This is a genomic window from Burkholderia sp. AU6039 (assembly GCF_002223365.1).
Taxonomy (GTDB): Bacteria; Pseudomonadota; Gammaproteobacteria; order Burkholderiales; family Burkholderiaceae; genus Burkholderia.
Genome location: NZ_NKFK01000007.1, coordinates 174,747 through 200,650 on the forward strand (window position 1 = coordinate 174,747; position 25,904 = coordinate 200,650).

The 25,904-nt window shown below is 66.0% G+C and carries 31 protein-coding genes; 24 read left to right on the plus strand and 7 right to left on the minus strand.

Annotated features, from left to right (window positions below; all coding sequences use genetic code 11):
- The first annotated feature begins 61 nt into the window (after positions 1–61).
- The 12 genes from CFB39_RS32930 to CFB39_RS32985 all read left to right on the plus strand — a co-directional run bounded on the left by CFB39_RS32930 (position 62) and on the right by CFB39_RS32985 (position 12,344).
- Complete coding sequence (locus tag CFB39_RS32930; RefSeq protein ID WP_089476089.1) at positions 62–775, plus strand: helix-turn-helix transcriptional regulator; 714 nt, start codon at positions 62–64, stop codon at positions 773–775.
- 7 nt (positions 776–782) lie between these two features.
- A complete protein-coding gene (gene iaaH, locus CFB39_RS32935; RefSeq protein WP_144030349.1) occupies positions 783–2,360 on the plus strand; it encodes an indoleacetamide hydrolase in 1,578 nt (525 codons plus the stop codon).
- 566 nt (positions 2,361–2,926) lie between these two features.
- Positions 2,927–4,063, plus strand: coding sequence for a muconate/chloromuconate family cycloisomerase (locus CFB39_RS32940; RefSeq protein WP_089476091.1), 1,137 nt, complete (start codon positions 2,927–2,929; stop codon positions 4,061–4,063).
- A gap of 56 nt (positions 4,064–4,119) precedes the next feature.
- The gene (catA, locus tag CFB39_RS32945) at positions 4,120–5,064 is read left to right on the plus strand and encodes a catechol 1,2-dioxygenase (protein ID WP_089476092.1); all 945 of its coding nucleotides are present in this window, start codon (positions 4,120–4,122) and stop codon (positions 5,062–5,064) included.
- Between the two features lie 121 nt (positions 5,065–5,185).
- Positions 5,186–6,544 carry a Rieske 2Fe-2S domain-containing protein gene (locus CFB39_RS32950; RefSeq protein WP_089476093.1) on the plus strand — a complete coding sequence of 453 codons (1,359 nt, stop codon included), beginning with the start codon at positions 5,186–5,188 and terminating at the stop codon, positions 6,542–6,544.
- The gene (gene benB, locus CFB39_RS32955) at positions 6,541–7,029 is read left to right on the plus strand and encodes a benzoate 1,2-dioxygenase small subunit (RefSeq protein ID WP_089476094.1); all 489 of its coding nucleotides are present in this window, start codon (positions 6,541–6,543) and stop codon (positions 7,027–7,029) included. Before CFB39_RS32950 ends, benB begins: the two co-directional genes overlap by 4 nt.
- A gap of 45 nt (positions 7,030–7,074) precedes the next feature.
- Positions 7,075–8,097 (plus strand): benzoate 1,2-dioxygenase electron transfer component BenC, encoded by a 1,023-nt coding sequence (benC, locus tag CFB39_RS32960; protein ID WP_089476095.1) that lies wholly within the window; start codon positions 7,075–7,077, stop codon positions 8,095–8,097.
- A 2-nt stretch (positions 8,098–8,099) separates the two neighbouring features.
- Positions 8,100–8,870, plus strand: a complete 771-nt coding sequence (gene benD, locus CFB39_RS32965; protein WP_089476096.1) for a benzoate diol dehydrogenase BenD — start codon at positions 8,100–8,102, stop codon at positions 8,868–8,870.
- Positions 8,871–8,961: 91 nt separating this feature from the next.
- Positions 8,962–9,360, plus strand: a complete 399-nt coding sequence (locus CFB39_RS32970; RefSeq protein WP_089476097.1) for a RidA family protein — start codon at positions 8,962–8,964, stop codon at positions 9,358–9,360.
- A gap of 231 nt (positions 9,361–9,591) precedes the next feature.
- A complete protein-coding gene (locus CFB39_RS32975; protein WP_089429641.1) occupies positions 9,592–10,404 on the plus strand; it encodes a creatininase family protein in 813 nt (270 codons plus the stop codon).
- A 61-nt stretch (positions 10,405–10,465) separates the two neighbouring features.
- Positions 10,466–11,641, plus strand: a complete 1,176-nt coding sequence (locus tag CFB39_RS32980; protein ID WP_179257770.1) for a YncE family protein — start codon at positions 10,466–10,468, stop codon at positions 11,639–11,641.
- A gap of 220 nt (positions 11,642–11,861) precedes the next feature.
- Entirely contained in the window at positions 11,862–12,344 is a 483-nt protein-coding gene (locus tag CFB39_RS32985) for a DUF1641 domain-containing protein (RefSeq protein ID WP_089476098.1), read from the plus strand.
- 10 nt (positions 12,345–12,354) lie between these two features.
- On the opposite strand, the gene CFB39_RS32990 is transcribed toward CFB39_RS32985, so the two are convergent.
- Entirely contained in the window at positions 12,355–13,065 is a 711-nt protein-coding gene (locus tag CFB39_RS32990) for a response regulator (RefSeq protein ID WP_089476099.1), read from the minus strand.
- Positions 13,066–13,500: 435 nt separating this feature from the next.
- Here CFB39_RS32990 and CFB39_RS40405 point away from each other — a divergent pair, with 435 nt between their 5' ends.
- The 3 genes from CFB39_RS40405 to CFB39_RS33000 are packed head-to-tail and all read left to right on the plus strand — an operon-like array spanning position 13,501 to position 14,340.
- A complete protein-coding gene (locus CFB39_RS40405) occupies positions 13,501–13,671 on the plus strand; it encodes a hypothetical protein (protein ID WP_175240584.1) in 171 nt (56 codons plus the stop codon).
- A gap of 29 nt (positions 13,672–13,700) precedes the next feature.
- On the plus strand, positions 13,701–14,066 hold the full coding sequence (locus CFB39_RS32995; protein ID WP_256991501.1) for a hypothetical protein: 366 nt from the start codon (positions 13,701–13,703) through the stop codon (positions 14,064–14,066).
- A gap of 19 nt (positions 14,067–14,085) precedes the next feature.
- Positions 14,086–14,340 (plus strand): hypothetical protein, encoded by a 255-nt coding sequence (locus tag CFB39_RS33000; protein WP_226207943.1) that lies wholly within the window; start codon positions 14,086–14,088, stop codon positions 14,338–14,340.
- Between the two features lie 61 nt (positions 14,341–14,401).
- Here the strand turns inward: CFB39_RS33000 and CFB39_RS33005 are convergent, their stop codons facing one another.
- From CFB39_RS33005 to CFB39_RS33015, 3 genes are all read right to left on the minus strand, one after another.
- Positions 14,402–14,941 (minus strand): GNAT family N-acetyltransferase, encoded by a 540-nt coding sequence (locus tag CFB39_RS33005; protein ID WP_089476100.1) that lies wholly within the window; start codon positions 14,939–14,941, stop codon positions 14,402–14,404.
- Between the two features lie 408 nt (positions 14,942–15,349).
- The gene (locus CFB39_RS33010) at positions 15,350–15,571 is read right to left on the minus strand and encodes a hypothetical protein (protein WP_039371644.1); all 222 of its coding nucleotides are present in this window, start codon (positions 15,569–15,571) and stop codon (positions 15,350–15,352) included.
- A gap of 63 nt (positions 15,572–15,634) precedes the next feature.
- Positions 15,635–15,898 (minus strand): HPr family phosphocarrier protein, encoded by a 264-nt coding sequence (locus CFB39_RS33015; RefSeq protein WP_174970737.1) that lies wholly within the window; start codon positions 15,896–15,898, stop codon positions 15,635–15,637.
- Positions 15,899–16,022: 124 nt separating this feature from the next.
- Between CFB39_RS33015 and CFB39_RS39800 the strand changes: the two genes are divergently transcribed.
- Genes CFB39_RS39800 through CFB39_RS33025 form a run of 3 tightly spaced genes read left to right on the plus strand, consistent with a single transcriptional unit; the run spans position 16,023 to position 17,486 of the window.
- Entirely contained in the window at positions 16,023–16,265 is a 243-nt protein-coding gene (locus tag CFB39_RS39800; RefSeq protein WP_144030350.1) for a hypothetical protein, read from the plus strand.
- A complete protein-coding gene (locus CFB39_RS33020) occupies positions 16,262–16,606 on the plus strand; it encodes a zinc ribbon domain-containing protein YjdM (RefSeq protein ID WP_089476101.1) in 345 nt (114 codons plus the stop codon). The genes CFB39_RS39800 and CFB39_RS33020 overlap by 4 nt, the downstream gene beginning before the upstream one ends.
- A 43-nt stretch (positions 16,607–16,649) precedes the next feature.
- Positions 16,650–17,486 (plus strand): spermidine synthase, encoded by an 837-nt coding sequence (locus CFB39_RS33025; RefSeq protein ID WP_089476102.1) that lies wholly within the window; start codon positions 16,650–16,652, stop codon positions 17,484–17,486.
- A gap of 32 nt (positions 17,487–17,518) precedes the next feature.
- Here the strand turns inward: CFB39_RS33025 and CFB39_RS33030 are convergent, their stop codons facing one another.
- Both CFB39_RS33030 and CFB39_RS33035 read right to left on the minus strand, forming a co-directional pair.
- A complete protein-coding gene (locus CFB39_RS33030; protein ID WP_021158209.1) occupies positions 17,519–17,704 on the minus strand; it encodes a ribbon-helix-helix protein, CopG family in 186 nt (61 codons plus the stop codon).
- An 87-nt stretch (positions 17,705–17,791) separates the two neighbouring features.
- Positions 17,792–18,550 (minus strand): YoaK family protein, encoded by a 759-nt coding sequence (locus tag CFB39_RS33035; protein ID WP_089476103.1) that lies wholly within the window; start codon positions 18,548–18,550, stop codon positions 17,792–17,794.
- A 270-nt stretch (positions 18,551–18,820) separates the two neighbouring features.
- Here CFB39_RS33035 and CFB39_RS33040 point away from each other — a divergent pair, with 270 nt between their 5' ends.
- The 3 genes from CFB39_RS33040 (at position 18,821) to CFB39_RS33050 (ending at position 21,316) form a co-directional block, all read left to right on the plus strand.
- Entirely contained in the window at positions 18,821–19,171 is a 351-nt protein-coding gene (locus CFB39_RS33040) for a hypothetical protein (protein WP_089444220.1), read from the plus strand.
- On the plus strand, positions 19,168–19,380 hold the full coding sequence (locus CFB39_RS33045) for a twin transmembrane helix small protein (protein WP_006489184.1): 213 nt from the start codon (positions 19,168–19,170) through the stop codon (positions 19,378–19,380). The genes CFB39_RS33040 and CFB39_RS33045 overlap by 4 nt, the downstream gene beginning before the upstream one ends.
- Before the next feature lie 493 nt (positions 19,381–19,873).
- The gene (locus CFB39_RS33050; RefSeq protein ID WP_089476104.1) at positions 19,874–21,316 is read left to right on the plus strand and encodes a sensor histidine kinase; all 1,443 of its coding nucleotides are present in this window, start codon (positions 19,874–19,876) and stop codon (positions 21,314–21,316) included.
- A 13-nt stretch (positions 21,317–21,329) separates the two neighbouring features.
- On the opposite strand, the gene CFB39_RS33055 is transcribed toward CFB39_RS33050, so the two are convergent.
- Positions 21,330–21,803, minus strand: coding sequence for a thioesterase family protein (locus CFB39_RS33055; protein WP_089476105.1), 474 nt, complete (start codon positions 21,801–21,803; stop codon positions 21,330–21,332).
- A gap of 231 nt (positions 21,804–22,034) precedes the next feature.
- Between CFB39_RS33055 and CFB39_RS33060 the strand changes: the two genes are divergently transcribed.
- The 3 genes from CFB39_RS33060 (at position 22,035) to CFB39_RS33070 (ending at position 25,841) form a co-directional block, all read left to right on the plus strand.
- The gene (locus tag CFB39_RS33060) at positions 22,035–22,973 is read left to right on the plus strand and encodes a response regulator (protein WP_089476106.1); all 939 of its coding nucleotides are present in this window, start codon (positions 22,035–22,037) and stop codon (positions 22,971–22,973) included.
- 860 nt (positions 22,974–23,833) lie between these two features.
- On the plus strand, positions 23,834–24,763 hold the full coding sequence (locus CFB39_RS33065; protein WP_089476107.1) for a TauD/TfdA family dioxygenase: 930 nt from the start codon (positions 23,834–23,836) through the stop codon (positions 24,761–24,763).
- 46 nt (positions 24,764–24,809) lie between these two features.
- Positions 24,810–25,841, plus strand: a complete 1,032-nt coding sequence (locus tag CFB39_RS33070; RefSeq protein ID WP_089476108.1) for an ABC transporter substrate-binding protein — start codon at positions 24,810–24,812, stop codon at positions 25,839–25,841.
- Positions 25,842–25,904 lie beyond the last annotated feature (63 nt).

Sequence of the window (25,904 nt, forward strand, 5' to 3'; positions counted from 1 at the left end):
ACCCCCCGTCGAAGCGCTCGATGCAGGTGTTCTCCACCGGCTTGCCGAGGAACCGTCCGTCATGAACCTTTCCGCGTCCGATATCACCCCGGAGGAACTCCGGCTGTTCGGCGACACCGTCGCCCGCCTGGAAGAACTGGGGCCGGTCGTCGACGTGAGGACGGTCGTGCTGCCCGCGATCACGCAGCTGCTCCGCGCCGATTTCGCCGCGTCGTTCGATTGCGACGAACACACCGGCCTGTGGCGCAACGGCTTCGCGTACAACCTCGATCCGTTGCAGATCGCCCGGTACGAAGCGTGGTTCCAGCATATCGATCCGGTCACGCCGCCACTGCGCGCGCGCCGCGTGGCGACCTGCGTCGACGAGGTGGTGAGCCGGCGCGAGCTTGAACAGACCGAGTTCTACACCGATTTCCTGTACCGCGACGGCATGCACCACGGCATCAACGTCTACGCGTTCGACGGCGCGACCCATGTGGGCGACCTGCGCATCTGGCGAGCGCAAGGGCGGCCCGATTTCACCGAACGCGACAAGCTGCTGCTGAACGGCATCGAGCCGTTTTTCCGGCGCGCGCTGCTGCGGCGGCGCCATGCGTGTACGGGGCTGACCGAGCGCGAGAGCGACGTCGCGCGGCTGGTTGCCGCCGGTTATACCGACAAGGACGTCGCGCGCACGCTCGGCATCGGGGTGCCGACGGTCCGCACGCACCTGCGGCGCGTGATGGCGAAGAAGGGCGTCGCCAACCGCGCGAGCCTGGCGGCCGCGCTGGCGTAACGGCGGGTTGCACGGCCGTCGGCCAAGGGTCATCCATTGTGATGATGGGCGTCAAAATCGGCGCGCCCTACCTTGTGACGATCCCCCGTTACGAGGAACGACGACGATGCCCACCCTGGGAACCCTGACGCTCACCGAAGCCCGGCACGCGATCCTGCGCCGTGAGTTTTCCTGCGTCGAATACGCGTACGCCATGATCGAGCGGCACGCTCGCTGGCGCTACCTGAACGGCTTCACGTGCGTCGACGATGCGCGGCTGCTCGCCGAAGCGGCCCGCTGCGACCGCGACCTCGCGACGTCGTCCACCCCGCACGCGCTGCTGGGCCTGCCGATCGCGATCAAGGACAACATCGACACCGCGTGCCTGCCGACCGGCAACGGCACGCTGGCGCTGCACAACCGCGTGCCGCCGCAGCATGCGCCGGTCGTCGCGCGGCTGCTGGCGCAAGGGGCGCTGATCGCGGGCAAGGCCAACCTGCACGAACTGGCGCTCGGTGTGTCCGGCAACAACCGCGTGACGGGCACGGTACGCAATCCCTATGACTTCAACCGGATTCCGGGCGGCAGCAGCAGCGGCTCGGGCGCGCTGGTCGGCGCGGGCGTGGTGCCCGCCGCGCTCGGGACGGACACCGGCGGCTCGGTCCGGATTCCGGCGGCGCTGTGCGGTGCCGTCGGCCTTCGCCCGACGGTGGGGCGCTACCCGTCGGGCGGCGTGGCGCCGATTTCGCGCACGCGCGACACCGTCGGCCCGATCGCGCGGTCGGTCGAGGACATCGCGCTGCTCGACGCGATTCTGTCCGGCACCGGCGCCCACGCGCCCATGTCGCTGCCGACCCGTGGCACGACACGCCCCCTGCGCCTGGCGGTCCCGCGCACCACGTTCTGGCGCGGCCTCGCGCCGGACGTCGAAAGGGTGGCGAATGCCGCGGTGGCGAAGTTGGCGCAGGCGGGATTCGAGTGCGTCGATATCGACCTGGACGACTATCCGGGTTTTTTCGACGATGAGCCGGCCACCATCGCGATGTATGAGTTCCGTTCGTCGATGCACGCGTATCTGGTCGAGAACGGCTACGACCTGTCGGTCGACGACATCGTCGCGAACGTGGGGAGCCCGGACGTCGCGAAGATCGCCCGCCATATCACCGGCCCCGACGGGATCGGCGAAGCGGCGTACCGCACCGCGCTCGACCGGCGTACGCGGTCGCGTGCCGCGTATCGGCAGTGCCTCGCCGACAGCGGCGCCGACGCGCTGGTGTTTCCGACCACGATCGCCACCGCCTGCCCGATCCCGGCGGGCGACGTGATGATGCTTAACGGGCAGCCCGCTTCGGTGTTCGCGACTTACATCCGGAATACCGAGCCGGGCAGCAATGCCGGCGTACCGGGCATGACCGTCCCGGCCGGCCTCACGGCGGCCGGGCTGCCCGTCGGCCTCGCACTGGATGGGGCGGCCGGCACCGATCGCGAACTCATCGCGGTCGCGCTGGAAGTCGAGCGGGTGCTCGGGCGGCTACCGGCGCCGGATGATGGATTCGGGGTGGAGGGCAGGTTGGGTGGGGACGCGGGTGTCGATGGGGAGTCGTGATGCGTTGCCGCCGCGCCCCGGGGGCGGTGCGGCGGTTGAATTGCCGGAGCCGGTGAGGCTCGCGACGAAGCCAGCGAGCATTCGCGTGAAGCGGACTGCCCTGACGCCGAGCCCTTCGCACGCCCGATCCGATGCACAAGCACCGCTGACGTGAATCCCGCCGGCGCCGCAGCGTCTTGACCCGACAACCGCTCGAACCAACGCACGCGAAGCCGGCCGCCAACCGCGCATATCGAGAAATCTGGCCACGAGCCCCCCGAGCGAAGCATCAGGAAAACCCTGACAGCGGCCTGCCGAGGCCGCTTTTTTGCGTCGCCGCGCGCATGCCGGCCGATCCCTTTCGCGTCTCCGGCCGTCCGCCTCCCGGTTGACCGCTCCTCTCGATCCAGCGCGGCTCCCCAGCCATATTGCCTGTCATTGAGGGTATGGTGACAAGCTAAATCAACCGAATATCCGCGAATTTCAATACCTGTCAGGTATTGAAATGACCGCCTAAAAGTATTGGACGCTCAATCCGGCCGAGACGTATAAATCGCCTCAAGAACTTCACCCACACGGCGTGCCCCATGTCCTCCGTCACCATCGAACGCATCGAAACCCGCCTCGTCGACCTGCCGACGATCCGCCCGCACAAGCTGTCGGTGGCCACGATGCATGGCCAGACGCTGATGCTCGTGAAGGTGTGCTGCAGCGACGGCGTGACGGGCCTCGGCGAAGGCACGACGATCGCCGGCATGGCGTACGGCCCGGAAAGCCCCGAGGCGATGAAGCTCGCGATCGACACGTATCTCGCGCCGGCGATCATCGGCAAGGACGCGACGCGCATCCAGACGCTGATGGCGTTCGTCGGCAAGCTCGCGAAGGTCAATCACTTCGCGAAGAGCGCGCTCGAAACCGCGCTGCTCGACGCGCACGGCAAGCGGCTCGGCGTGCCGGTGAGCGAACTGCTCGGCGGCCGCCGCCGTGACCGCCTGCCGGTCGCATGGACGCTCGCATCGGGTAACACGGCCACCGACATCGCCGAAGCCGAACGGATGCTCGACCAGCGCCGCCACAACGTGTTCAAGCTGAAGATCGGCGCGAAGTCGCCGGAAACGGATATCCGCCACGTGGCCGAGATCAAGCGGGCCGTCGGCGATCGCGCGGCGGTGCGTGTCGACGTGAACATGGCGTGGAGCGAAACGCAGGCCGCGCGCGCGATTCCGGCGCTGGCCGATGCCGGCTGCGAACTGGTCGAGCAGCCGGTGGCCTCGGCCGCGGCGCTGGCGCGCCTGATGCGCCGCTTCCCGGTCGCGCTGATGGCCGATGAAATCCTGCAGGGCCCCGATAGCGCGTTCGAGATCGCGAAGCACCACGGCGCCGACGTGTTCGCGATCAAGATCGAGCAAAGCGGCGGCCTGTTCGCCGCGCAGCGCGTCGCCGCGATCGCGGATGCGGCCGGCATCGAGCTGTACGGCGGCACGATGCTCGAAGGCGCGTTCAGCACGGTGGCGTCCGCGCACCTGTTCGCGAGTGTCGCGAACCTGCAGTGGGGCACCGAACTGTTCGGGCCGCTGCTGATCACCGAAGAGATCCTGACGCAGCCGCTCGATTACAGCGACTTCGAACTGACCGTGCCGGACGGCCCTGGCCTCGGCATCGAACTCGACGAGGACAAGGTCAGGCGTTTCACCCGCGACGGGCTGACGAAAGTCGCGCGATAGATAACCCGAGCCAGTCAACGGCCGTCATTCCCCCCAATACACGTGGAGACACCATCATGAGCGTCAAAGTTTTCGAGTCCCGGGAAGTGCAGGATCTGCTGAAGGCCGCGTCGAACGCGGGCGCGAACGGCACGAACGGCGGCAACGCGCGCACGCAGCAGGTCGTGCTGCGGCTGCTCGGCGACCTGTTCAAGGCGATCGACGATCTCGACATCACGCCCGACGAAGTGTGGGCCGGCGTGAACTACCTGAACAAGCTCGGCCAGGACGGCGAAGCGGCGCTGCTCGCGGCCGGCCTCGGCCTCGAGAAGTATCTCGACATCCGGATGGATGCCGCGGACAAGGCGGCCGGCCTCGACGGCGGCACGCCGCGCACGATCGAAGGGCCGCTGTATGTGGCCGGCGCACCGGTGCGCGACGGCGTGTCGAAGATCGACCTCGACGAAGACGACGGCGCGGGCCCGCTCGTGATCCACGGCACGGTCACCGGCCTCGACGGCAAGCCGGTCGCGGGCGCGCTGGTCGAATGCTGGCACGCGAACTCGCACGGCTTTTATTCGCACTTCGACCCGACCGGCAAGCAGAGCGAGTTCAACCTGCGCGGCGCGGTAAGAACGGGCGCCGACGGCAAGTACGAATTCCGCACGCTGATGCCGGTCGGCTACGGCTGCCCGCCGCAGGGCGCGACGCAGCAACTGCTGAACGGCCTCGGCCGCCACGGCAACCGCCCGGCGCACGTGCACTTCTTCGTCGACAGCCCCGACCACCGCAAGCTGACGACGCAGTTCAACATCGACGGCGATCCGCTGATCTGGGATGACTTCGCGTATGCGACGCGCGAGGAGCTGATCCCGCCCGTGGTCGCGAAGACCGGCGGCACGGCGCTCGGCATGAAGGCCGATGCGTACCAGGACATCGAGTTCAACTTCGTCCTGACGCCGCGGGTGCAGGGCAAGGACAACCAGATCGTCCACCGCCCGCGCGCAGCCGCGACGGCGTAAGCGCCAACCGCCCGCCGGCGCGGCGCCGATACGCCGCCGCCGGCCGGGTACCCGCGAGATTCAACCGATTACCGATGCGAGCGTGCTTGCAGGACGCGGCACGCGCATGGGAGGAGCCAACATGTCCGCCACGATCGACCAAGCCACCGACCTGGATCACCTGCTCGCCACCGCCGTCCAGGACGACAAGGAGGCCGGCGTATTCCGCTGCCGCCGTGACATCTTCACGAACGCCGAGCTGTACGAGCTCGAGATGAAGCACATCTTCGAAGGCAACTGGGTGTATCTGGCGCACGAAAGCCAGATCCCGGCCAACAACGACTACTACACGACGTGGATCGGCCGCCAGCCGATCGTGATCACGCGCGACAAGACCGGCGAGCTGCACGCGGTGATCAACGCCTGTGCCCACAAGGGCGCGATGCTGTGTCGCCGCAAGCACGGCAACAAGGGCAGCTTCACGTGTCCGTTCCACGGCTGGACCTTCTCGAACACCGGCAAGCTGCTGAAGGTGAAGGACGAGAAGACGACCGAGTATCCGGTGCAGTTCAACACGCACGGCTCGCACGACCTGAAGAAGGTCGCACGCTTCGCGAACTACCGCGGCTTCCTGTTCGGCAGCCTCAGCGCCGACGTGCTGCCGCTCGAGGACTACCTCGGCGAAGCGCGCGTGATCATCGACCAGATCATCGACCAGGCGCCGAACGGGCTCGAGGTGCTGCGCGGCAACTCGTCCTACATCTACGAAGGCAACTGGAAGATGCAGATGGAGAACGGCTGCGACGGCTACCACGTCAGCACCGTGCACTGGAACTACGCGGCGACGATGGGCCGCCGCAAGGAAGACGGCACCAAGGCCGTCGATGCGAACAGCTGGAGCAAGTCGGTCGCGGGCGTGTACGGCTTCGACAACGGCCACATCCTGCTGTGGACGCAGACGATGAACCCGGAAGTGCGGCCGGTGTACCAGCACCGTGACGAGATCAAGGCGCGCGTCGGCGACGTGCAGGCCGACTTCATCGTCAACCAGACCCGCAACCTGTGCGTGTACCCGAACGTGTTCCTGATGGACCAGTTCAGCACGCAGATCCGCGTGGTGCGGCCGCTCGGCGTCGACAAGACCGAAGTCACGATCTTCTGCTTCGCGCCGAAGGGCGAGAGCGAGGCCGACCGCACGATCCGGATCCGCCAGTACGAGGATTTCTTCAACGTGACGGGCATGGGCACCGCCGACGACCTCGAGGAATTCCGCGCATGCCAGGCCGGTTACGCGGGCATCACGGCGATGTGGAACGACCTGTCGCGCGGTGCGCCGTTGTGGATCGACGGGCCCGACGAGAACGCGAGGAAGATGGGGCTGAACCCGCGCATTTCCGGCGAGCGCAGCGAGGACGAAGGGCTGTTCGTGTGCCAGCACGAACACTGGGTGCACGTGATGCGCGATGCGCTGAAGAAGGAACGCGGGGAGGTGGCAGCATGAGCTTCGATTACCGGACCATTTGCGCGGCGCTGTATCGCGAAGCGCGCCTGCTCGACGATCGCCAGTGGGACGCGTGGCTGACCTGTTACACGGAGGACGTCACGTACTGGATGCCCGCATGGGACGACGACGATCGGCCGACCGACGATCACCAGAGCCAGATCTCGCTGATGTACTACCCGGACCGCGGCGGCCTCGAGGATCGCGTGTTCCGGATCAAGACCGAGCGCAGCGGCGCATCGACGCCCGAGCCGCGCACCAGCCACAACGTGACGAACGTCGAGGTGCTGGCCGAACGCGACGGCGAGGTGGACGTGCGCTACAACTTTCACACGCTGAACCACCGCTACCGCGTGACCGATCACTTCTTCGGCACGATGTTCGTCACGTTGCGCCAGGTGGGCGACGAACTGCTGATCGCGTACAAGAAGATCGTGCTGAAGAACGACTACATCCGGCAGGTGCTCGACGTCTATCACGTCTGACGCCCGTTGTTTCGTCATCAAAGACAAGGAAGTGGAGGCGACGCCATGTCCAGCTACAAGATTGCACTGAACTTCGAGGACGGGGTAACCCGCTTCATCGACTGCAAGGCCGGCGAGAAGGTACTCGACGCGGCCTTCCGCGCGAAGATCAACCTGCCGATGGATTGCTCCGACGGCGTGTGCGGCACCTGCAAGTGCCGCGCCGAAAGCGGCAGCTACGACCTCGGCGACGATTACATCGACGACGCGCTCACCGAAGACGAAAAGGACGGCGGCCTCGTGCTGACCTGCCAGATGGTGCCGCAAAGCGATTGCGTGATCGCGGTGCCGACGTCGTCGGTCGCGTGCAAGACCGGCCAGAGCAGCTTCGCCGCCACGGTGACGAAGGTCGAGCAGCACAACGACGCGGCCGTCGTGCTCGAACTGGACGTCGGCGCGGCCGCGCCCGTGTTCCTGCCGGGCCAGTACGTGAACATCGACGTGCCCGCGAGCGGGCAGCACCGGTCCTACTCGTTCTCTTCTGCGCCGGCCGATGCGAAGGTCAGCTTCCTGATCAAGAAGATCCCCGGCGGCGTGATGAGCACGTGGCTCGAATCGGCGCAGCCCGGCGACACGCTGGAACTGCACGGGCCGCTCGGCAGCTTCTACCTGCGCGACGTGCAGCGGCCGCTGCTGTTCCTCGCGGGCGGCACGGGGCTGGCGCCGTTCCTGTCGATGCTCGAGGTGCTCGCGCGTGCCGGGTCGCAGCAGAAGGTGCATCTGATCTACGGCGTGACGCGCGAGCTCGACCTCGTGCTGGTCGACGCGATCGAAGCCTACGCGGCGAAACTGCCGAACTTCAGCTTCGCGACGGTCGTCGCGGACGCCGCGTCGAGCCATCCGCGCAAGGGCTGGGTCACGCAGCACATCCCGGCCGAGGCGCTGAACGACGGCGACGTCGACGTGTATCTGTGCGGGCCGCCGCCGATGGTCGACGCGGTGCGCCAGTATTTCGACGACGAAGGCGTGAAGCCGAACAGCTTCCACTACGAGAAGTTCACCCCCAACGTCACGGCAAAGGCGGCGTGATCATGCAACGATTCTCTGGCAAGGTCATCGTCGTCACGGGCGCCGCGCAGGGCATCGGCCGTGGCGTCGCGCTGCGCGCGGCGGCCGAAGGCGGCAGGGTGCTGTTCGTCGATCGCGCGGATTTCGTCGCCGACGTCGTGGCCGAAGCGACCGGTGGCGAGACGGCCGGCTTCGTCGCCGATCTCGAAACCTACGACGGTGCGCATGCGGCGATCGCACATGCCGCGCAGACGTTCGGCGGCATCGACATCCTGATCAACGGCGTCGGCGGCGCGATTCGCATGCGCCCGTTCGCCGAATTCGAGCCCGCGCAGATCGATGCGGAAATCCGCCGTTCGCTGATGCCGACGCTCTATACGTGCCACGCGGTGCTGCCGCACCTGCTCGCGCGCGGCGGCGGCACGATCGTCAACATCTCGTCGAACGCGACGCGCGGCATCCGCCGCGTGCCGTACTCGGCGGCGAAGGGCGGCGTCAATGCGCTGACGGCGGCGCTCGCGATGGAATACGCGGAGCACAACATCCGGGTCGTGGCGACCGCGCCGGGCGGCACCAGCGCGCCGCCGCGCCGCGTGCCGCGCAACGCGGCCGGCGACAGCGAGCAGGAACAGGCATGGATGGGCGAGGCGGTGCGCCAGGTGACGGAGTCGACGTTCTTCAAGCGCTACGGCAGCCTCGACGAGCAGATCGCGCCGATCCTGTTCCTCGCGTCCGACGAGGCGAGCTACATCACCGGCACGGTGCTGCCGGTCGCGGGCGGCGATACGGGTTGAGCGATGTGTCGTGGCGCCGCCTGCACGTGTTCAACCCGTGTTCATCGACAACCCACCGGCCGGTGCGAAGACGCCGGCCACGGAGACCCTCATGCGTGATCGCAAAGCCATCGTTCCGTCGGGCATGGAAGCGGTGTACGAGAAAATCGGCTACGCACCGGGCCTGAAGGTCGGCGATACGCTGTACGTATCCGGCCAGATCGGCCGCGATGCGGCGATGCAGCTCGTCGAGGGCCGTGAAGCGCAGATCGTGCAGGCGTTCGAGAATCTGAAGCTTGTGCTGGAGGCGGCAGGCGCATCGTTCAACGACGTGGTCGACCTGACGACCTTCCATACCGACATGCGCGACCTGCCGTTGTTCATGCAGGTGCGCGACCGCTACCTCGCGGCGCACCCGAAGCCGGCGTGGACGGCGGTCGGTGCGCACATGCTGGGCGGCGCGCCCGGCTATATCGTCGAGATCAAGGCGGTGGCCGTGTTGCCGGCGTGATGGGCGCTGATGAGGAGCGGGTGCGTGGTGCCTTGGTCCGCGCCTCGAATCGGCTCGTCGCGTGCTGACCGGGAGCGACAGGCTCGGCGACGCAAGCCGGCATCCTGACGAAATCCTTTCTTTTTACCTGCGGCGTGAAGCGTCATGCGTCGGTCAGCGACAAGTCGCGCGAGTTCGTTTATGGTGCGAGGGAACGCCGCGTCGTTTCTTTCCTTACGCCGGGAATCCGCGATGAAATGCCTGCCACGCGCCATCCTCGCCGCCCTCGCTGTCACCGTCGCGCAAGCCGTGCTCGCCCAGGCGCCGGGCACGGTGCAACTCGAAGACATGACCTGGACCGAACTGCGCGACAGCATCCGGGCCGGCAAGACCACGATCCTGATTCCGATCGGCGGGACCGAGCAAAGCGGCCCGTACGTCGCGCTCGGCAAGCACAACGCGCGGGTCAGGGTGCTGTCCGAGCGGATCGCGGAAGGGCTCGGCAACGCGATCGTCGCACCCGTCATCGCCTATGTGCCCGAGGGCGGCTATGCGCCGCCGACGTCGCACATGCGCTTCCCGGGCACGATCACCGTGCCCGACGACGTCTTCGAAAAGACGCTCGAATCCGCGGCCAACAGCTTCCGCGTCCATGGCTTCACCAACATCGTGTTCCTCGGCGACCACGGCGGCTACCAGAACGACATCAAGCAATCCGTCGCCCGGCTCAACAAGTCGTGGGCCGGCACGGGGGCGCGCGCGTTCGTGCCGGCCGCGTACTACGGCACCAGCTCCGACGGTTATGACCAGATCCTGCGCGAGCACGGCGTGCCGGGCGCGGAGATCGGCACGCATGCGGGGCTGGCCGACACGGCGCTGCTGCTGGCGGTCGAGCCCCGCATGGTCAGGGTCGACCAGCTGCGCAACGCCGCGAAGCCGGGCGCCGTCGACGGCGTCTACGGCGGCGATCCGCGTCATGCGAGTGTCGAACTCGGCCGGCTGGGCACCGACGCCATCGTGTCGCGCACCGTCGATGCGATCAGAAAGGACATCGCCGGCCGCTGACGCGGCCGCGCCATCGCGCTACCTTTGTCGTCGTTCCCTTCAATCGAACCGGGACATCGTCATGCAACCGCGCTTTCGCCGTCATCTTCGCTTCTCACGTCCCGCGATCGTCATCGTGGCGGCGCTGGCCGTCGGTGCCCGCGGGGCGATCGCGGCGGCCGCCGTCGCGACCGTACCCGGCATGCCGCCCGTCCTCCATCCCGACAACCTGTACAGCGAGGCGCAGGCCGGCCGCATGAGCGCGGCGGTAGCGGGCGCGTTGCCGCGCATCTACGTGCCGAACCTGAGATCGAACGACGTCTACGTGATCGATCCGGCCACGTACCAGGTCGTCGACCGGTTCGCCGTTGGCCGCAGTCCGCAGCACGTCGTGCCGGCATGGGACCTGCAGACGCTGTGGGTCGCGAACAATGCGGAAGGGCGAACCGACGGCAGCCTGACGCCGATCGACCCGAAGACGGGCAAGCCCGGCCAGCCGGTGAGCGTCGACGATCCGTACAACATGTATTTCACGCCCGACGGCCGGGACGCGATCGTGGTAGCCGAAGCGCATGCGCGGCTCGACTTCCGCGACCCGAAAACGATGGCGCTGAAATCGAGCCTCGATGTGCCGCACTGCAAGGGCATCAACCACGCCGACTTCTCGATCGACGGCCGGTATGCGCTCTTCACGTGCGAGTTCGGCGGCAAGCTGGCCAAGATCGATTTCGTGAACCGCAAGGTGGTCGGCTATCTCGAGCTCGACCGGAAAGGAATGCCGCAGGACATCCGCGTGTCGCCCGACGGCAAGGTGTTCTATGTCGCCGACATGATGGCGGACGGGGTCTACGTCATCGATGGCGACGCCTTCACGAAGATCGGCTTCATCCCGACCGGCGTCGGGACGCACGGCCTGTACCCGAGCCGCGACGGCACGAAGCTCTATATCGCGAATCGCGGCTCCAATCGCGTCCATGGGCCGCGTCACGGCAAGGGCAGCGTCTCGGTGCTCGATTTCGCGACCCGCCAGGTGGTCGCGACCTGGCCGATTCCCGGCGGCGGCAGCCCCGACATGGGCAACGTCAGCGCGGACGGCACCACGCTGTGGCTGTCGGGCCGTTTCGATGACGTCGTCTACGCGATCGACACCACGAGCGGCGCGGTCCGGTCGATTCCCGTCGGCATGGAGCCGCACGGCCTGACGGTGTGGCCGCAACCGGGCCGCTATTCGCTGGGCCATACGGGAAACATGCGGTAGGGCGGCGGCCGGTCAGCGCGTACCGGCCCGGCCGTTCGACACGCGGGCCGCATGGCTCGCCGATGAAACCCGCGCACGCAACCGCCGCGGCGCAAGCGGCGCGCGGTTCGCGCACCTGCCCGGCCTGCCGCCGGGCGGGCGGCGTCAGACGAACGACACGCAACCGGCGCGCGTGGCCGCCGTCGCGGCGGCCACGTGGCGTCCCAACCGGAGAAAGCCGATGACCGAACGTCAGTCCCCCGAAACGACGCCTCCGCACCCGGAGCCCAGCGCGCACGATGCGCTCGAACATTTGCTCGGCAGCCTGCACCGGCATGGATTCCTGCATTTGGCGACCGAGGTCGTCAGCGCGAACGCGCGGCTGGCCGACACGTTCGTCGATGCGCTCGACAAGCCGGGCATGCAGAGCGGCATGCAGAATCTCGCGGTGCTGTTGATGGCGCTGTCGCGCATTCCGCCCGAACAGTTCGGCAAGGCCGTGTTCGCGGCCGCCGACGCGCTGCATCACGTCGGCGCGTGGCGGCCGGAACAGCACGAGCATGTCGCACCGGGCGTGCGCGGCGTCTACCGACTGCTGCACGACGAAGCGCTGTGGGACGCGCTGACGCCGTTGCTCGAAGGGTTGAAGGTGTTCGCGCAAGGGCTGGCGCGCGCCCCGGAGACGCCCGTTACCGCGCCCGGCGAGAAGACGACGGGCACCTGAGCGCAGCGCGTCAGTCCCACGCGTGCTTGCTGAACTGATAGCCCTTGCCGCGAATCGTCTTGATTCGCTTCGGTTCCGTCAGGTCGTCACGCAGCTTGCGGCGCAGCTTCGAAATGCGGCCGTCGATCGAGCGGTCGAAGCCGTCGAACTCGATGCCGCGCAGCAGCAGCGTCAGGTCTTTTCGGCTGACCACCTCGCCGGCGCGGCAGACGAGCGCCCACAGCAGGTCGAACTCGGTCGACGTCAGGCGGGGTGCGCTGCCGTCGGGAAGACGAACCTTGCGATCGGCCCGGTCGATCGAAAACTTGCCGAACTCGAAACGATGAGGCGATGCCGGCTCGACATCGTCCGGGCGCATGCGCACCCGTCGCAGGTGGGCCTTGATCCGCGCGAGCAGGATGCGCGGCTCGATCGGCTTATGGAGAAAGTCGTCCGCGCCGAATTCCAGGCCGAGCAACTCGTCGAACTGTTCGTCGCGAGCCGTCATCATGATGACGATGCCGTCGTACTGCGTGCGTGCGTCGCGACAAATCTCGAAGCCGTCCTTGCCCGGCAGGTTGATGTCGAGCAGCACCAGGTCGGGGTGACGCGCGACGATCGTGGCGACGGCGTCGGTGCCGTCGAACAGGCGGTCCACCTCGTACTGATGCGTGCGCAGATAGTCTGCGATCAGTGCGGACAATGGGACGTCGTCTTCGACGAGCAGGATTCGGATGGGCATCGCTAAACGAGGGGGTGAAACGGGAAAGTGGCGAGCGTTCAAGCCCAGTCCGACCATGGGGTGACTGAAGAGACGCGCATGATACGTCCAAACAATCCGGTGGAATGTGGCGAAATCTGCATCGCTCGACCGCCCGGTGCGCACGCGAATCACCCGGCCCGGGCAGCCACGCAAATGGGGCGAAGGGGTGGAGTCGTGTCGTCGCGGAACGGGGCGATGGTTGGACGATAAGGTCAGGCGTGGAATCCGGTTAAAGGCCGGCAGGGACGGCGGACGCGGTGTCGTTCGCACGAAAACGTTTGCGGAAAAATGGCGCGTGAAAAGCACGCCCGCCTGGGCCCGCAAGCCGGTAAAGATTGCTCGACATATCATTACAAAATATTACGAAACGGGCAACGGACAGGTCCTTACAATCGTGGCGACTCGGTGGCGAGCATGACGCACACCGGCTACCGGCTGGCCGCCGAAGGGAATGCCAATGCGATGGCGGTGACCGACAGCGTGCCATTGCTCGCGTGGTGCGTCCGTTCGGCGCGGCACTGCCGGTGCCCGACGCGCGCGAATCAATGTCGACGTCACCCCGCCTTCCAGGCGGCAAACGTCTGACCGGCACGATGCGCTGATAGGAATGCGAAATGACGCCGCTTCAAATCATCCGGAGTCTCGATTCACTCACGAACGCGATCGAAGTCGCGGTCGCCCACGCCGACTGGAGCGAGGCCGTCCGGGCAGCAGAAACACGTTCGGCGTTCTTGACGGCGCTATCACCCGATCAACCCGACGAGGTTCACGCGGCGATCCGGAGAATGCGGGAGATCGATATCCGGATCTCGATCACCGCACGGGAAACGCTGGAGGCACGCGTCGCGGAGAGCCGGAAGGCGTTGCACGCAACCCGGCTGGCGACCCAGCCGCCGTCGCCCGGGGCGGATGCCATGGCCGCCCGATCCCCTTCGTGGCGCTCAGCCATTTCACGGCGCTTCGCGCCGTACACGCATTGACACGGACAGGTCCTTGAACATGCCGGTCAGGTCTCAACATTTCGGTGGCGGTATGCGATTTCGAAAACGCATCAGTTATGTCGATGCAACACGGTGGTTCGCGGATGGCGACCACGATCGGGTGGAGACCCGTGAAGGCGGACGCGCGATCGCCACACCGGAAGGCTGGCGTTCGGTGAAGTCGGGTGACTGGATCTTGCGCGATGATTGCGGCAACTGCTGGCCGATGGACAACGGGCTCTTTACGAGCCTGTATGAACCGGTCGTGGAGTGAGCGGCGAGGGCGCGCCGGTGCCGTCCGTACGGCCCGCCCGCGTCACCCGTCCGCCGGCAACCTAGCGGCGCGCGCGCGAAAACAGCAATGAGTCGGTATCGTTGAACCGGATCTGCACCGGCTCCCCATAACCCGCCTTTTCCGCCACGCGGATCGACGCGACGTTGGTCGGCGCGATCAGGCACACGCTGCGCTCGAACCGCTGTTGCCCGTCGAGCCATGCCAGCGCGGCCGAGAGCGCCTCGGTCGCGTAACCCTTGCCGTGCGCCCACGTCGCAAGGGCCCAGCCGGCTTCCGGCACGCCGCGAATCGACGGCTCGATGAGCCGGTGGAAATCGGCGAAGCCCAGATCGCCGACATAGCGGCCCGACGCCTTCTCGCGAATCGCCCAGTACCCATAGCCGAGCAGCGGCCACAGCCCGCGATACGCGAGCATGCGCATCCACGAGTCGCGCGGCGCGGACGGCTTGCCGTTGAAGATGTGCTCGACGACATTCGGCTCGGCCCACATCATGGCGAGCGCCTCGAAGTCGCCGAGCGGATGGCCTTCGAGGATGAGACGCGGCGTATCGAGAACGGGCGGGGAGGAGACAGGCGGCATCGTGGCTTCCGGAGAGGAGGGGCATGGGACGGTCAGGCCGTCAGCATGTCGATGCCGCGCTGGTTGGGTTCCGTTCACGCACCGGCAGGCAGATCGGCCGGCGATGTACCTCGGCGAGCGACGACGTGCGATTGACGGCAGGCGACGGCGGCCCGCTGCGAGCGGGCATATCCAATTCGGCAAGACAGGGAGCCGGAATGATAGCAAAACCCTTTGCACGGACGGGCTGCGGTGCGGCCGGCCGGAGGTGGTGCCGCCGCATCGACGACGTCGCACGGGAAGCGGGCGCAATTCCATCGGCTTCCCGCGCGATAGTCGGACTTTCATGCGGCGCGCAGCCCTTCCGATGTGCCGCCGTCACTCGACATGACGCTCGGAGGGGCAATCCGATTCGCGGCCGCAGGCGGTCTACTTCCGGTTCTTCAGGAAGGTCCGGCCTTCGGCCGTGATCGAGGCGCCCGAGCGGCCGTGTGCGGGATGGCTGACGAAGCCCGCGCTGACGAGTTCGCTCGCGATCGACCAGCCGAGCGCCGGTGCGTCGCGCCCGTAGCGGACATCGGCGAGGCGTTCGAGCGCCCAGATGGCGGAGGCCGACAGGTTCGGGGTGTTGGACGTGAAGTTGTCGCTCATCGCTTCCTCGTGAAAAGGGGATTCGGGGTGGGCGGGATGCCGTGACATCGGGTGGCGCGCCGGTCAGCGCGCTTGCAGCACGGGCAGCAGCGCCTGCAGGGCTGCCTCCTCGTCGGGGCCGGTGGCCAGCACCTGTGCGGACGTGCCGCCGTGCACCTGCAGCGCCGCGACGGCGGCGCTGTCCTTCGCATCGCTGCTGATCCCGTTCGCGATCAGCAGGATGTCGCTTTCGAAGCCGCGCGCCGCGTCGGCGGCGGCTGCTCGTGCGGCGTGGCCGCGGTTGCGGTTCCACGCGGGGCCGATTTCAACGAACACAACGGTTGCCACGATGTCGGAGAGCCTCTGGACGGAACGTCGGGATCGGTGTGCGGCGCCGGGCCGGCGGTGCGCCAGGCAGGCGAGAAACGCGCTGTTCCGCACGACTCCGGAACGCCGGCAGCGCTGCCGGGGCATGCATATCCTGCGCGGATGTGCCGGCATTCTCGGTGAAACGGGCCGCAAATCCGGCGAACGGCGCGAAAACGCCTATTATAATACAGCAGCCAAGATATGTGTATTGCATTATAATGTCGTGTGCGCCGAAGGCGGCTCGCCGACCCGTCGGCGCGTGCCTTCACGCGGGCCGGGCGACGCTGCCAGCGCGCCCGGCCTTTTTATCGACGACTCAACTCCCCCTGAATGGAAGCCGCAATGAACGCCGCCCCCGCCTGCCCGCAATGCGCGATGGAAAACACTTACCCGGACGGCACGCTGACCGTATGCGCGGACTGCGGCCATGAATGGTCGGCCGGCGCCGGCGCCGACACGGGCGACGAACCGGCGGGCGACGTCGTCAAGGACGCCAACGGCAACGTGCTGTCGGATGGCGACTCGGTCGTGCTGATCAAGGATTTGCGCGTGAAGGGCTCGTCGATCACGCTTAAGATGGGCACCAAGGTCAAGAGCATCCGGCTCGTCGGCGGCGATCACGAGGTCGACTGCAAGACCGACATGGGTGGCTTCATGCTGAAGGCCTGCTACCTGAAGAAAGTCTGAGCGCGCACGCTCCAATCGACCGTCAGTAACTGACTGCCCGTTCATGGCCGAGGATCGAATTTCCTACGACGCGTTCGTCAGGTTCCTGGCGACGCCGCTGAACGACGGCCGGCCGTTCGTGCTGGAGACGCAGCACGCGCTTTCGCTGCACTTCGACCATTTCGGCACGCAGAGCTTCATGTCGCTCCGGGATCCGGGCCGGCTCGAGCTCGGCTATACGCGTGTGATGATGGGCTTTCTGCTGCTGCAGCCCGAGCCCGCGCACATCTGCATGCTCGGGCTCGGCGGCGGTTCGCTGGCGAAGTACTGCTACCGGCACTTGCCCGGCGCGACGATCGACGCGGTCGAGATCAACCCGGACGTGATCGCGCTGCGTGACGTTTTCAGGATTCCCGTTGATGACGGCCGGTTCACGGTGGTGTGCGCCGACGGCGCGGATCATCTGGACAGGGCGGATGTCCGGACGGACGTGATCCTGCACGACGCGTTCGTCGCCGACGGCATGCGGGGCCGCTGTACGGGCGCCGCATTCCTCGCCGCCTGTCACGCTCGCCTGAGCGAAAACGGCGTGCTGGCAATCAACTTCATGGACGACGATCCCGCGCTGCCCGAGCATCTCGAGCAGTTGCGATCGGTGTTCGGTGCGTCGTATACGCTGGCGCCGTGCGGCGACGACAACAACTTCATCGCGTTCGCATGGAAGGGGGGCAGCCGGCTGCCGTCGCTGCGGATCCTGCTCGAACGCGCCCTTGCGTGTGCGCGGGCCGGCGAGCTCAAGCTGGCGGCCACGGCGAGGCGGATGAAGGCCGGGGAGAGCGTCGACCCGCAGCGGCTGGTGATGCGTGCGCAGCCGCACGGGCGATGGGAAATCGGCGCGTAGCCTGCAGGCAGGCGCGGCCTGTACGGCCGTCTTTACTTCACGCGCTTGCCGAGCGCGCTCTTGGTCTTGTACGTTACGCCGTGGCGGTCGAGATACTCGCGGATCAGTTGCCGCACGACTTGCGACGGCGTGAGATCCTGCTCCGCGCAGAGCATCTCGAAGGCTTCCTTTTTCGCGGGGTCGATCAGGACGGTCAGGCGGGCGGTTTTCGTTTCCATTGCGGGGCGAGGGTGGTCGGTATGTTAATCAAATTATAATCGATCCGCCTTCGGCGCCACCGCCGAAAGCGCACTCCCGGTGCGCGATCAGCGCCTGCTGCGGAGCAACGCGAGCAGGTCGTCGATCACCGGCACGATCGCGAGCGTGACGAGTACCGCGGCAAGCGGCACGGTCGATACGTAGCCGACGTGCTTGAAGCCGATCGCGCCGGCCAGGCCGCCGATGAAGAACGACGCGAGCATCGTCGCGTGAATCCGCAGTTTCGAGCGGTTGGCGACCACCGCATGCGCGTCGACATCGACCGCCGACCGGTTCCAGTAGAACAGCTTCCCGAGCTCGATGCCGAGGTCGGTCACGATGCCGGTCATGTGCGTCGTGCGGATCTCCGCGCCCGAGAGCTTCGTGATCGTCGCGTTCTGCAATCCCATGATGAAGCACAGCAGCGTCACGGTCACCGGCACGAAGAAGGTTTCCCACAGCGCGAGGTGGCTGCCGAGCAGCCCGAACAGGAGCAGCAGCGCGGCCTCGACCAGCAGCGGCAGCATGAACTGGCTGTGCAGGCCGCGACGGCGGCCCCAGTTGACGAGGATCGCCGAGCAACTGGCGCCGATCAGGAACGACCCCAGCGAGCTGATGCCGGCCAGCGCGAGCCGCACGTCGCCGAGCGCCGTCTGGTCGGCGATCGCCGACACGATGCCGCTCATGTGCGACGTGTATTGCTTGACCGCGAGGAAGCCGCCGGCATTGGCCGCGCCGGCGACGAACGCCAGTGAAAACCCGAGCTGACGGTTCGCGGTCGCGCTGCGGTGTTTTCCCGTCAGGTTTCGAAAGTACTGCGCTGGCATAGGGGCTCAGGGGCTTCGCTCAATCGCCGCGAATCGCGGGCACGGACGTGACGACCGGCACCGGACGACAGGGCGGGCACGCCGCCTGCGCACAGGTGCCGGGTCTCTCGAATCATGTGATGAACATGATAATGCCATTATCATACTCTGTTAGTCGAATAGGGCTTTCAGTACAATGTCATCCGGCGCGGCCTGACAGCGGCCCGACTGCGGCTTCGCTGCCGCACGGCCGCGCCGCCCGCCTTCGCGATCACTTCTGCCCACCGCTTCATGACCCCGATCAAGTTCATTCTTCGCTATACGGCGATCCCGTTCACGGCCATCGTGGCTGTGGTGATCTGGACTGTCATACCATCGTCGAAAGAGATCGATGCGAGACAATATGCGGCGCTGTCGCGCGCGTACGCGAGTTTCCCGCTGCCGTTCCGGCGCGAGATCTCGGAAACGATGGACCACGGCCGGATCAACGACCGGCGCTACCAGGCGCTCGTGCGCGATTCGCTGGGCAATGGCGTCGCGCTGGACTGGCCGGCGTCGGGCGTCGGCGCGCTCGCCGACGAGCGGCACAAACTGGCCGAACTGATTCAGGCCGATTCCGATCTTCAAGGGCATCACCAATGAAAACTCTGCTGGTTTCCGTGGCATTCGCGATGATCATCGCAAGCCTGATCTTCGCGCTGTATTTCATGAATCACGATCGCGGCAAGTCCAAGCGGATGGCTTGGTCGCTCGCGGCACGCGTCGGGCTGTCGGTCACGCTGTTCCTGTCGTTGCTGATCGCTTACAAGCTGGGCTGGATCGAGCCGACCGGGCTGCCGATCGGGCGCTGAAAGGCGAACGCCCCGTTGCATGCGGGGCGTTTGCGCAAATGCGAGTTCGGGTCTCCAATCGAGCTATTGTGATAAGAAAACTTATCGTGATGATGGAGTTGTGTGATCAAAAATCAGGGTTCGCACGACGCGCGACAGAGACTGCCCGTGCGGCAACGGCAGCGCAGGGGCGTTGACACGGGTCTTCGCAACACCACGGCCAGTGACAAACCTGAATTCGCGACGTGCAGCCTCATGAATTCACGAGACCTTCGCACCTTCCGGCCAACGTTGAACGGCGAGGTGACAACCTTGCTTCGCAAACCGCGACAATTTCATTCTGGTCAACGCTACCCGGCACACGGCACCGCGCGCGCAACAGTTGTGATGCGCAGAGGCCCCATGGACAAAGCCGCCGCGCTCGCTCGCCGAGCGCGGCGTGCTACTCTCGCGAACGGCACCGGCCAGGACGGTTCAGTGGTGCGCGACCCGTAAACATGGTGGATTCACGCATATGTACTCGATCTTGCCTGCGTTCGTATCTGCGTTGTTTCTCGGGTTTGGCCTCTACGTGCTGGCCACCAAGGGGCTCACGCGGGTATCCGTCCCGTTCGCCCTGATGTGCGCGACGACCTTCGTCTGGCAGGGAACGTGGGCCTTCCTGTTCCAGACGACCGACGCGGACGTCGCCAACGTGCTGGTCAAGGCCGGCTATCTGTTCATCCTTTTTCTGCCGACGACCTTCTATCATTTCGTGACGGAGATCGTGTCGCGTCGGGACGAGCGGCCGATCATATTCGCGTCCTACGGACTCAGCGTCCTGCTGGCCGTGCTGCTGGTCACGAGCAATGCGGTCGTCGATGGATTCCGCCCGCATTTCTTTGGCCCGTATCCCAAGGCGGGCCCGCTGCATCCGTTGCACGTCGCGCAGACGGTACTCCTGGTCTGCCGCAGCGGTTGGCTCCTGATCGAGGCAAGACGTCAGGGGCGGGCGCGAGACGTCCGGCAGTTGCTCACGCAATGCCTCGTCAGCCTGGGCCTCTACTCGCTCGCGGCGACCGACTATGCGGTGAACTACGGCGTCGACTTCTATCCGGTGGGGGTGCTGTTTATCGCGATCAGTCTCGGGATGCTCGCGACGTCGATCGTCCGCTATGGCCTGATGGGCCCCTATCTGCTGGCCGCGACGGTCGCGCACGAAGTGGCCACGCCGCTGGCGGCGATCGGCCTGCACGCGGACGAGCTGCGCGCTGTCCTGCCGGAGCTGCTGCGCGGGTATCGGCTGGCGGTGGAGCACCGGTTGTGCGCCGACGGTTTGTATCCCGGACAGCTGGAGCGGCTACCGACGCTCGCGTCGTCGATCCGGCGCCAGGTCGACACCACGAGCACGGTGGTCGAGATGTCCCTGGCGTCCTTTACGCTGGACCGACTCGATCGCCACAGCTTCGCGGCCTATCCGATACGGGCCTGTGTCGACGCCGCCGTGGATCGCTTTCCGTTCCGTCCAGGTGAGCGGGACCGCGTATCGGTCGACGCGATCGATACCGACATCCGGTTTTTCGGCTCCGACTCGCTCGTGATCTTCGTGATCTTCAATCTGCTGAAAAACGCGCTGTACGCGATCCACGCCAACGGCCGTGGGCAGATCGAGATCGACGCGCATCGCAGCAACGGTTACTGCGTAGTGCGTTTCAGCGATACGGGGCCGGGCATCGCCCCTGATGTGCTCCCTCAAATCTTCGACGCCTTTTTCTCGACCAAGTCGCACGGTCGCGGCGCCGGCATGGGCCTGAGTTTTTGCCGCCGCGCATGTGAAGCGCTCGGTGGCACCATCACGTGTGAATCCGTTCCCGGCGTGCGGACCACGTTCACGATCCGGCTGCCGGAGCCCGGCGCGCCGGCGGACCCGACACTGAACGGTCCGCCGGCGCTCCCCCCGCGCTATCGCGTCGGGTAGGGCGGTCTCACATTCAGTTCGCGGTGGACGGCAGGATCAGCTCATACGCCTTGACCCGCTCGATGATGCCCGGCGGAAACCGGCGGATCCGCTTGTCGGAACCGGCAAACACGATTTGCTGGTACCCCAGCGACACCTGCCGCCCGTCCACGCAGAAGCGGAACAGCAGATAGGCCGAGCATTGCCGAACCTCGAACGTATTGAGAAAGCAATCGACGCGTTGGAACGGAAACGTCTCATGGACGTATTCCTGATGCGCGCGCTTCGTCACGAATGCCCCGCCGGCCCCCATCAGGTTGTTGTGGATGCATTCGTGAAACCAGCGTTCACGGCACACGCCCTGCCACTCGAAATAGCGTGCGAAATAGGTATTCATGAAGGCATTGGAATCCTTGAGGTAAATGTCCACCACATGGTGGAAGGTTTTCTCGGAAATATGGGCCGTTTCGTTGGAAAGGACGTGAAGAATCGCGTCTCGCGTCAACATGGATAACTCCTTGAATCGCTACTGGCGGTAGCGGCGCATTCCTTCAACGAGAAGGAATGGCCCGATTCTCCCCGTGCAATTCCGCGAAGCGGTGCAGTCGAAACGTGCCGAATTAGCGGATGAAGAGCAGTTGATGTGCGTCGCACTTTCGCCGGATAATTGCCGCGATAATCATTCGCGGCAAAGCGTCTCCGTTGCCGCATTTTCTTTTGCTGATTTATCGAGACCCTTATGCAACCCTTCGTCAGGCAGCCGGTGCTTTACCCCGTGTCCGTGGTATTTGTCGACGACAATCCGGATTTCCTGCAGGCGCTGCGGGGCGCATTTCCGGACGAACGCCTGAACCACTTTTTTTCCCACCCCCGGGCCGCGCTCGACTTCGTGTCGTCGCGTGACGCGGAGACACCCCCCACGGCCGCGGACTATTTCGGTGCGGAGAAAACCGGCGGGAATGCGATCGGCGAGGATGCGCTCGCCGATCCTGCCCGATTCGAGGCGGTGGGCGCGGTGGTCGTCGACTATTCGATGCCGGAGGTCGACGGCATCCAGTTCCTGACCTCCATCCGCAACGCGAACTGCATGAAAATCCTGCTCACCGGCATCGCCGACGAGCGCGAGGCGGTGGCCGCGTTCAACGCGGGACTGATCGATTGCTATCTGAAGAAAACCGACGTCGAGATGGCGCGCAAGCTGGCGAGCGCGCTGGACGACGCGAAACGCAAATGCTGCGCGGCCCGCGGGCACATCAGCCTGCATGAAGCGGGAGCGACCTACCGGGATCCACGGATCGTCAAACTGATCGATGAGGTGGCCGCGCGGGAAGGCATCGTCGAATACTACTGGCGCCCCAATCAGGACGCGGTGCTGATGTTCGATGCCGTCGGCGCGCCCAGTGTATTTCTCGCCTGGAGCGAAGAGGACTGGGCGTTCCACTGCGATATCGTGTCCGACGCGGGCGGACCGGCCGAATTGCGCCAAGACATGGAAGCGCGCCGCATCATGCCGCTATTCTGGCCATTTCAGGCCTATCGGCCGGGCCTCGCGGACATTCGCCGTGCGGCCCCGCTGCCCGTTCCGGGATGGCACGGCACGTTTTATAGCTGGATCCGGCTGGATGATCCGGCCACCGAGCACGAACTGCCCACATTGGCCAAATGGCGTCACGCGTAAAGGATCATCCGCTCATTTTCAAACGGGCGGTGCTGTCGTCGGCTCGGTAGCCACTCAAACTGGAACAATCCCTGTCAATGTTGTCAGTTATCAGCGGCGCGGGATTTTGTTTCAATACACACCTTGTTCCGAGGGCCGCCCACTTTTCCACTATTCCAATAGACGGCACATTCGTTCAGTGCAGACCGTTGACCAACGGTCTGCACGCGCTCTCAATATCGATCGATTCTCGATCTGATATTGTCACCACACTTCACAAAAGCTGCAGCGGCAAACGATCCGCGAATTTCCGACTGGTGCGTTGAAGCGCATTTTCACGGCGCGTCGATTGAGCTCGTTTGCCGCATTGCGTCCGTCGGGCGCGTCATGCATTGAAATGGACGCCCTCAGGCGCCCAACGCCATTGATACGTGTCGGAATGCGGCAATCGAACTGCAATCGAAAGCCTCGCGGTGATCGTCGCGAAATGCGGGATCGGACCCGCATCCGACCGAGCGGTATTTCAACGGCCTGTTATCCGCCCGACTCCGCCCGACTCACTCGCAAAGTCATGGCGATACGCGCGGGGCGAGCAGCCCACGATGCGCTTGAATGCATGTCCGAACGCGCCATCCGAGTCGTAGCCGAGCCCAGCACGCGAATGTCCTGAAGGCGCCGTGCACGTACCCGACCCGTCGACGGAATCGCGACGGCCGCCGCGATCGGCCGTCTTCGCACGTGAGCCCGCCGCCCGCCGCCGCGCCGTATGCGGGAGCAGCGATCTTTATCAGCGCAGCAGATAAACGTATCGGAATCGCTTCGTTGACGCCGTCCGGCACGCACTCGTAGATTCGCGTTTTGACCGAATCAGGAGCCGTGCCGTGACGACTACCGCCATCCGCGACGACGCATCGCTTTGCGCCGGGCATCCGCCCGCGTCGCGGCCGCGCGTTGCGGCGCAGCATTTCGACATCGTGCCGTTCGATGCGCCGCTCGGTGCCGAAGTGGTCGGCCTCGACCTGTCGCAACCGCTCGACGCTGGCGACTTCGCGCGCATTCATCGCGCGCATCTCGACCATCACGTGCTGGTGTTTCGCGACCAGCGCATCACGCCGGACGAGCACATCGCGTTCAGCCGCCGCTTCGGCCCGCTGCAGATCCACGTGCTGCACCAGTTCGCGCTTGCCGGCCATCCGGAGGTGCTGATCGTGTCGAACGTCGTCGAGAACGGCAAGCCGATCGGGCTCGGCGACGCGGGCCATTTCTGGCACTCCGACCTGTCGTACAAGGAAAAGCCGAGCCTCGGCTCGCTGCTGCATGCGCAGGAACTGCCGGCCGAAGGCGGCGACACGCTGTTCGCGAACATGCATCTCGCGTGGGACACGCTGCCGGCCCATCTGCGCCGCGCGGTGGAAGGGCGGCGCGCCGAGCATACGTATCTCGCACGCTATGCGGAGCTGCAGGCGCGCAGTCCGTGGCGGCCGAACCTGTCGCCCGAGCAGATCGCGCAGGTTGCCGCGGTCGTGCATCCGGTCGTGCGCACGCATCCGGAAACGGGCCGCAAGGCGCTGTTCGTCAGCGAGCATTTCACGACGCGCATCGTCGGGCTGCCCGACGACGAAAGCCGCGCGCTGCTCGACGAGCTGTTCGCACACAGCGTGCGTGCCGAGCATGTGTACCGGCACCCATGGCGCGAGCACGATCTCGTGTTCTGGGACAACCGTTCGCTGATGCATCTCGCCGCCGGCACCCCCGACCACCTGCGCCGCAAGCTGTATCGCACCACGATCGAAGGCGACGCGCCTTTCTGAGCTACGTGCCGCGTCAATCTTCCGCCCCATCCTGACTGGAGTTCCGATGCCGTTTTCGTTTTTGCCGGCGCGCCGCGCGCTGGCGGCCGCACTGACCGCAGCGCTTGCGTTCGCCGGCGCGCTCGCCCCGCAAGCCGCGCACGCGGAAGGCCGCATCCGCATCGCCGAGCAGTTCGGCGTCGTCTACCTGATGCTGAACGTCGCGCGCGACCAGCAGTTGATCGAAAAGGAAGGGCGCAAGGCCGGCCTCGACATCAAGGTCGACTGGGTCCGGCTGTCGGGCGGCGCGGCCGTGAACGACGCGCTGTTGTCCGGCGCGGTCGACATCGCGGGCGCGGGCGTCGGGCCGCTGCTGACCGTGTGGGACCGCACGCGTGGCCGGCAGAACGTGAAGGGCGTCGCGTCGCTCGGCAATTTCCCGTACTACCTCGTCAGCAGCAACCCGAACGTGAAGACGATCGCCGACCTGGGCACGAAGGACCGCATCGCGGTGCCGGCGGTCGGCGTGTCGGTGCAGTCGCGCGTGCTGCAGTACGCGGCCGCGAAGCAGTGGGGCGACAAGCAGTTCGACAAGCTCGACGCACTCACGCAGGCGATTCCGCATCCGGACGCGACGGCTGCCATTCTGGCGAACAGCAGCGTGATTACCGGCCACTTCGGCAATCCGCCGTTTCAGGAGCAGGAACTCGCCGGCAACCCGAATGCGCACATCGTGCTGAATTCCTATGACGTGCTCGGCGGCCCGAGCTCCGCGACGGTGCTGTATGCCACCGAGAAATTCCGCGACGACAACCCGAAGACCTATCGCGCATTCGTTGCCGCGCTGGCCGATGCCGCGCGCCAGATCGCGGCCGATCCCGAGCGCGCGGCCGATACCTATATCCGCGTGAACGCATCGAAGATCGATCGCGCGCTGCTGCTGAAGATCCTGCGCAATCCGCAGGTGCAGTTCAAGACCGCGCCGCAGAACACGCTCGCGCTCGCGCAGTTCATGCATCGCACCGGCGCGATCCGCAACGAACCGAAGTCGTGGCGCGACTACTTCTTCGACGATCCGGCGACGGCCGGCGGCAGTTGAGCGGAGCCGCTTCGACGCCGCGATCGACGCTTATGCGTCGGTGCGGTTTCGATATGGGCAATC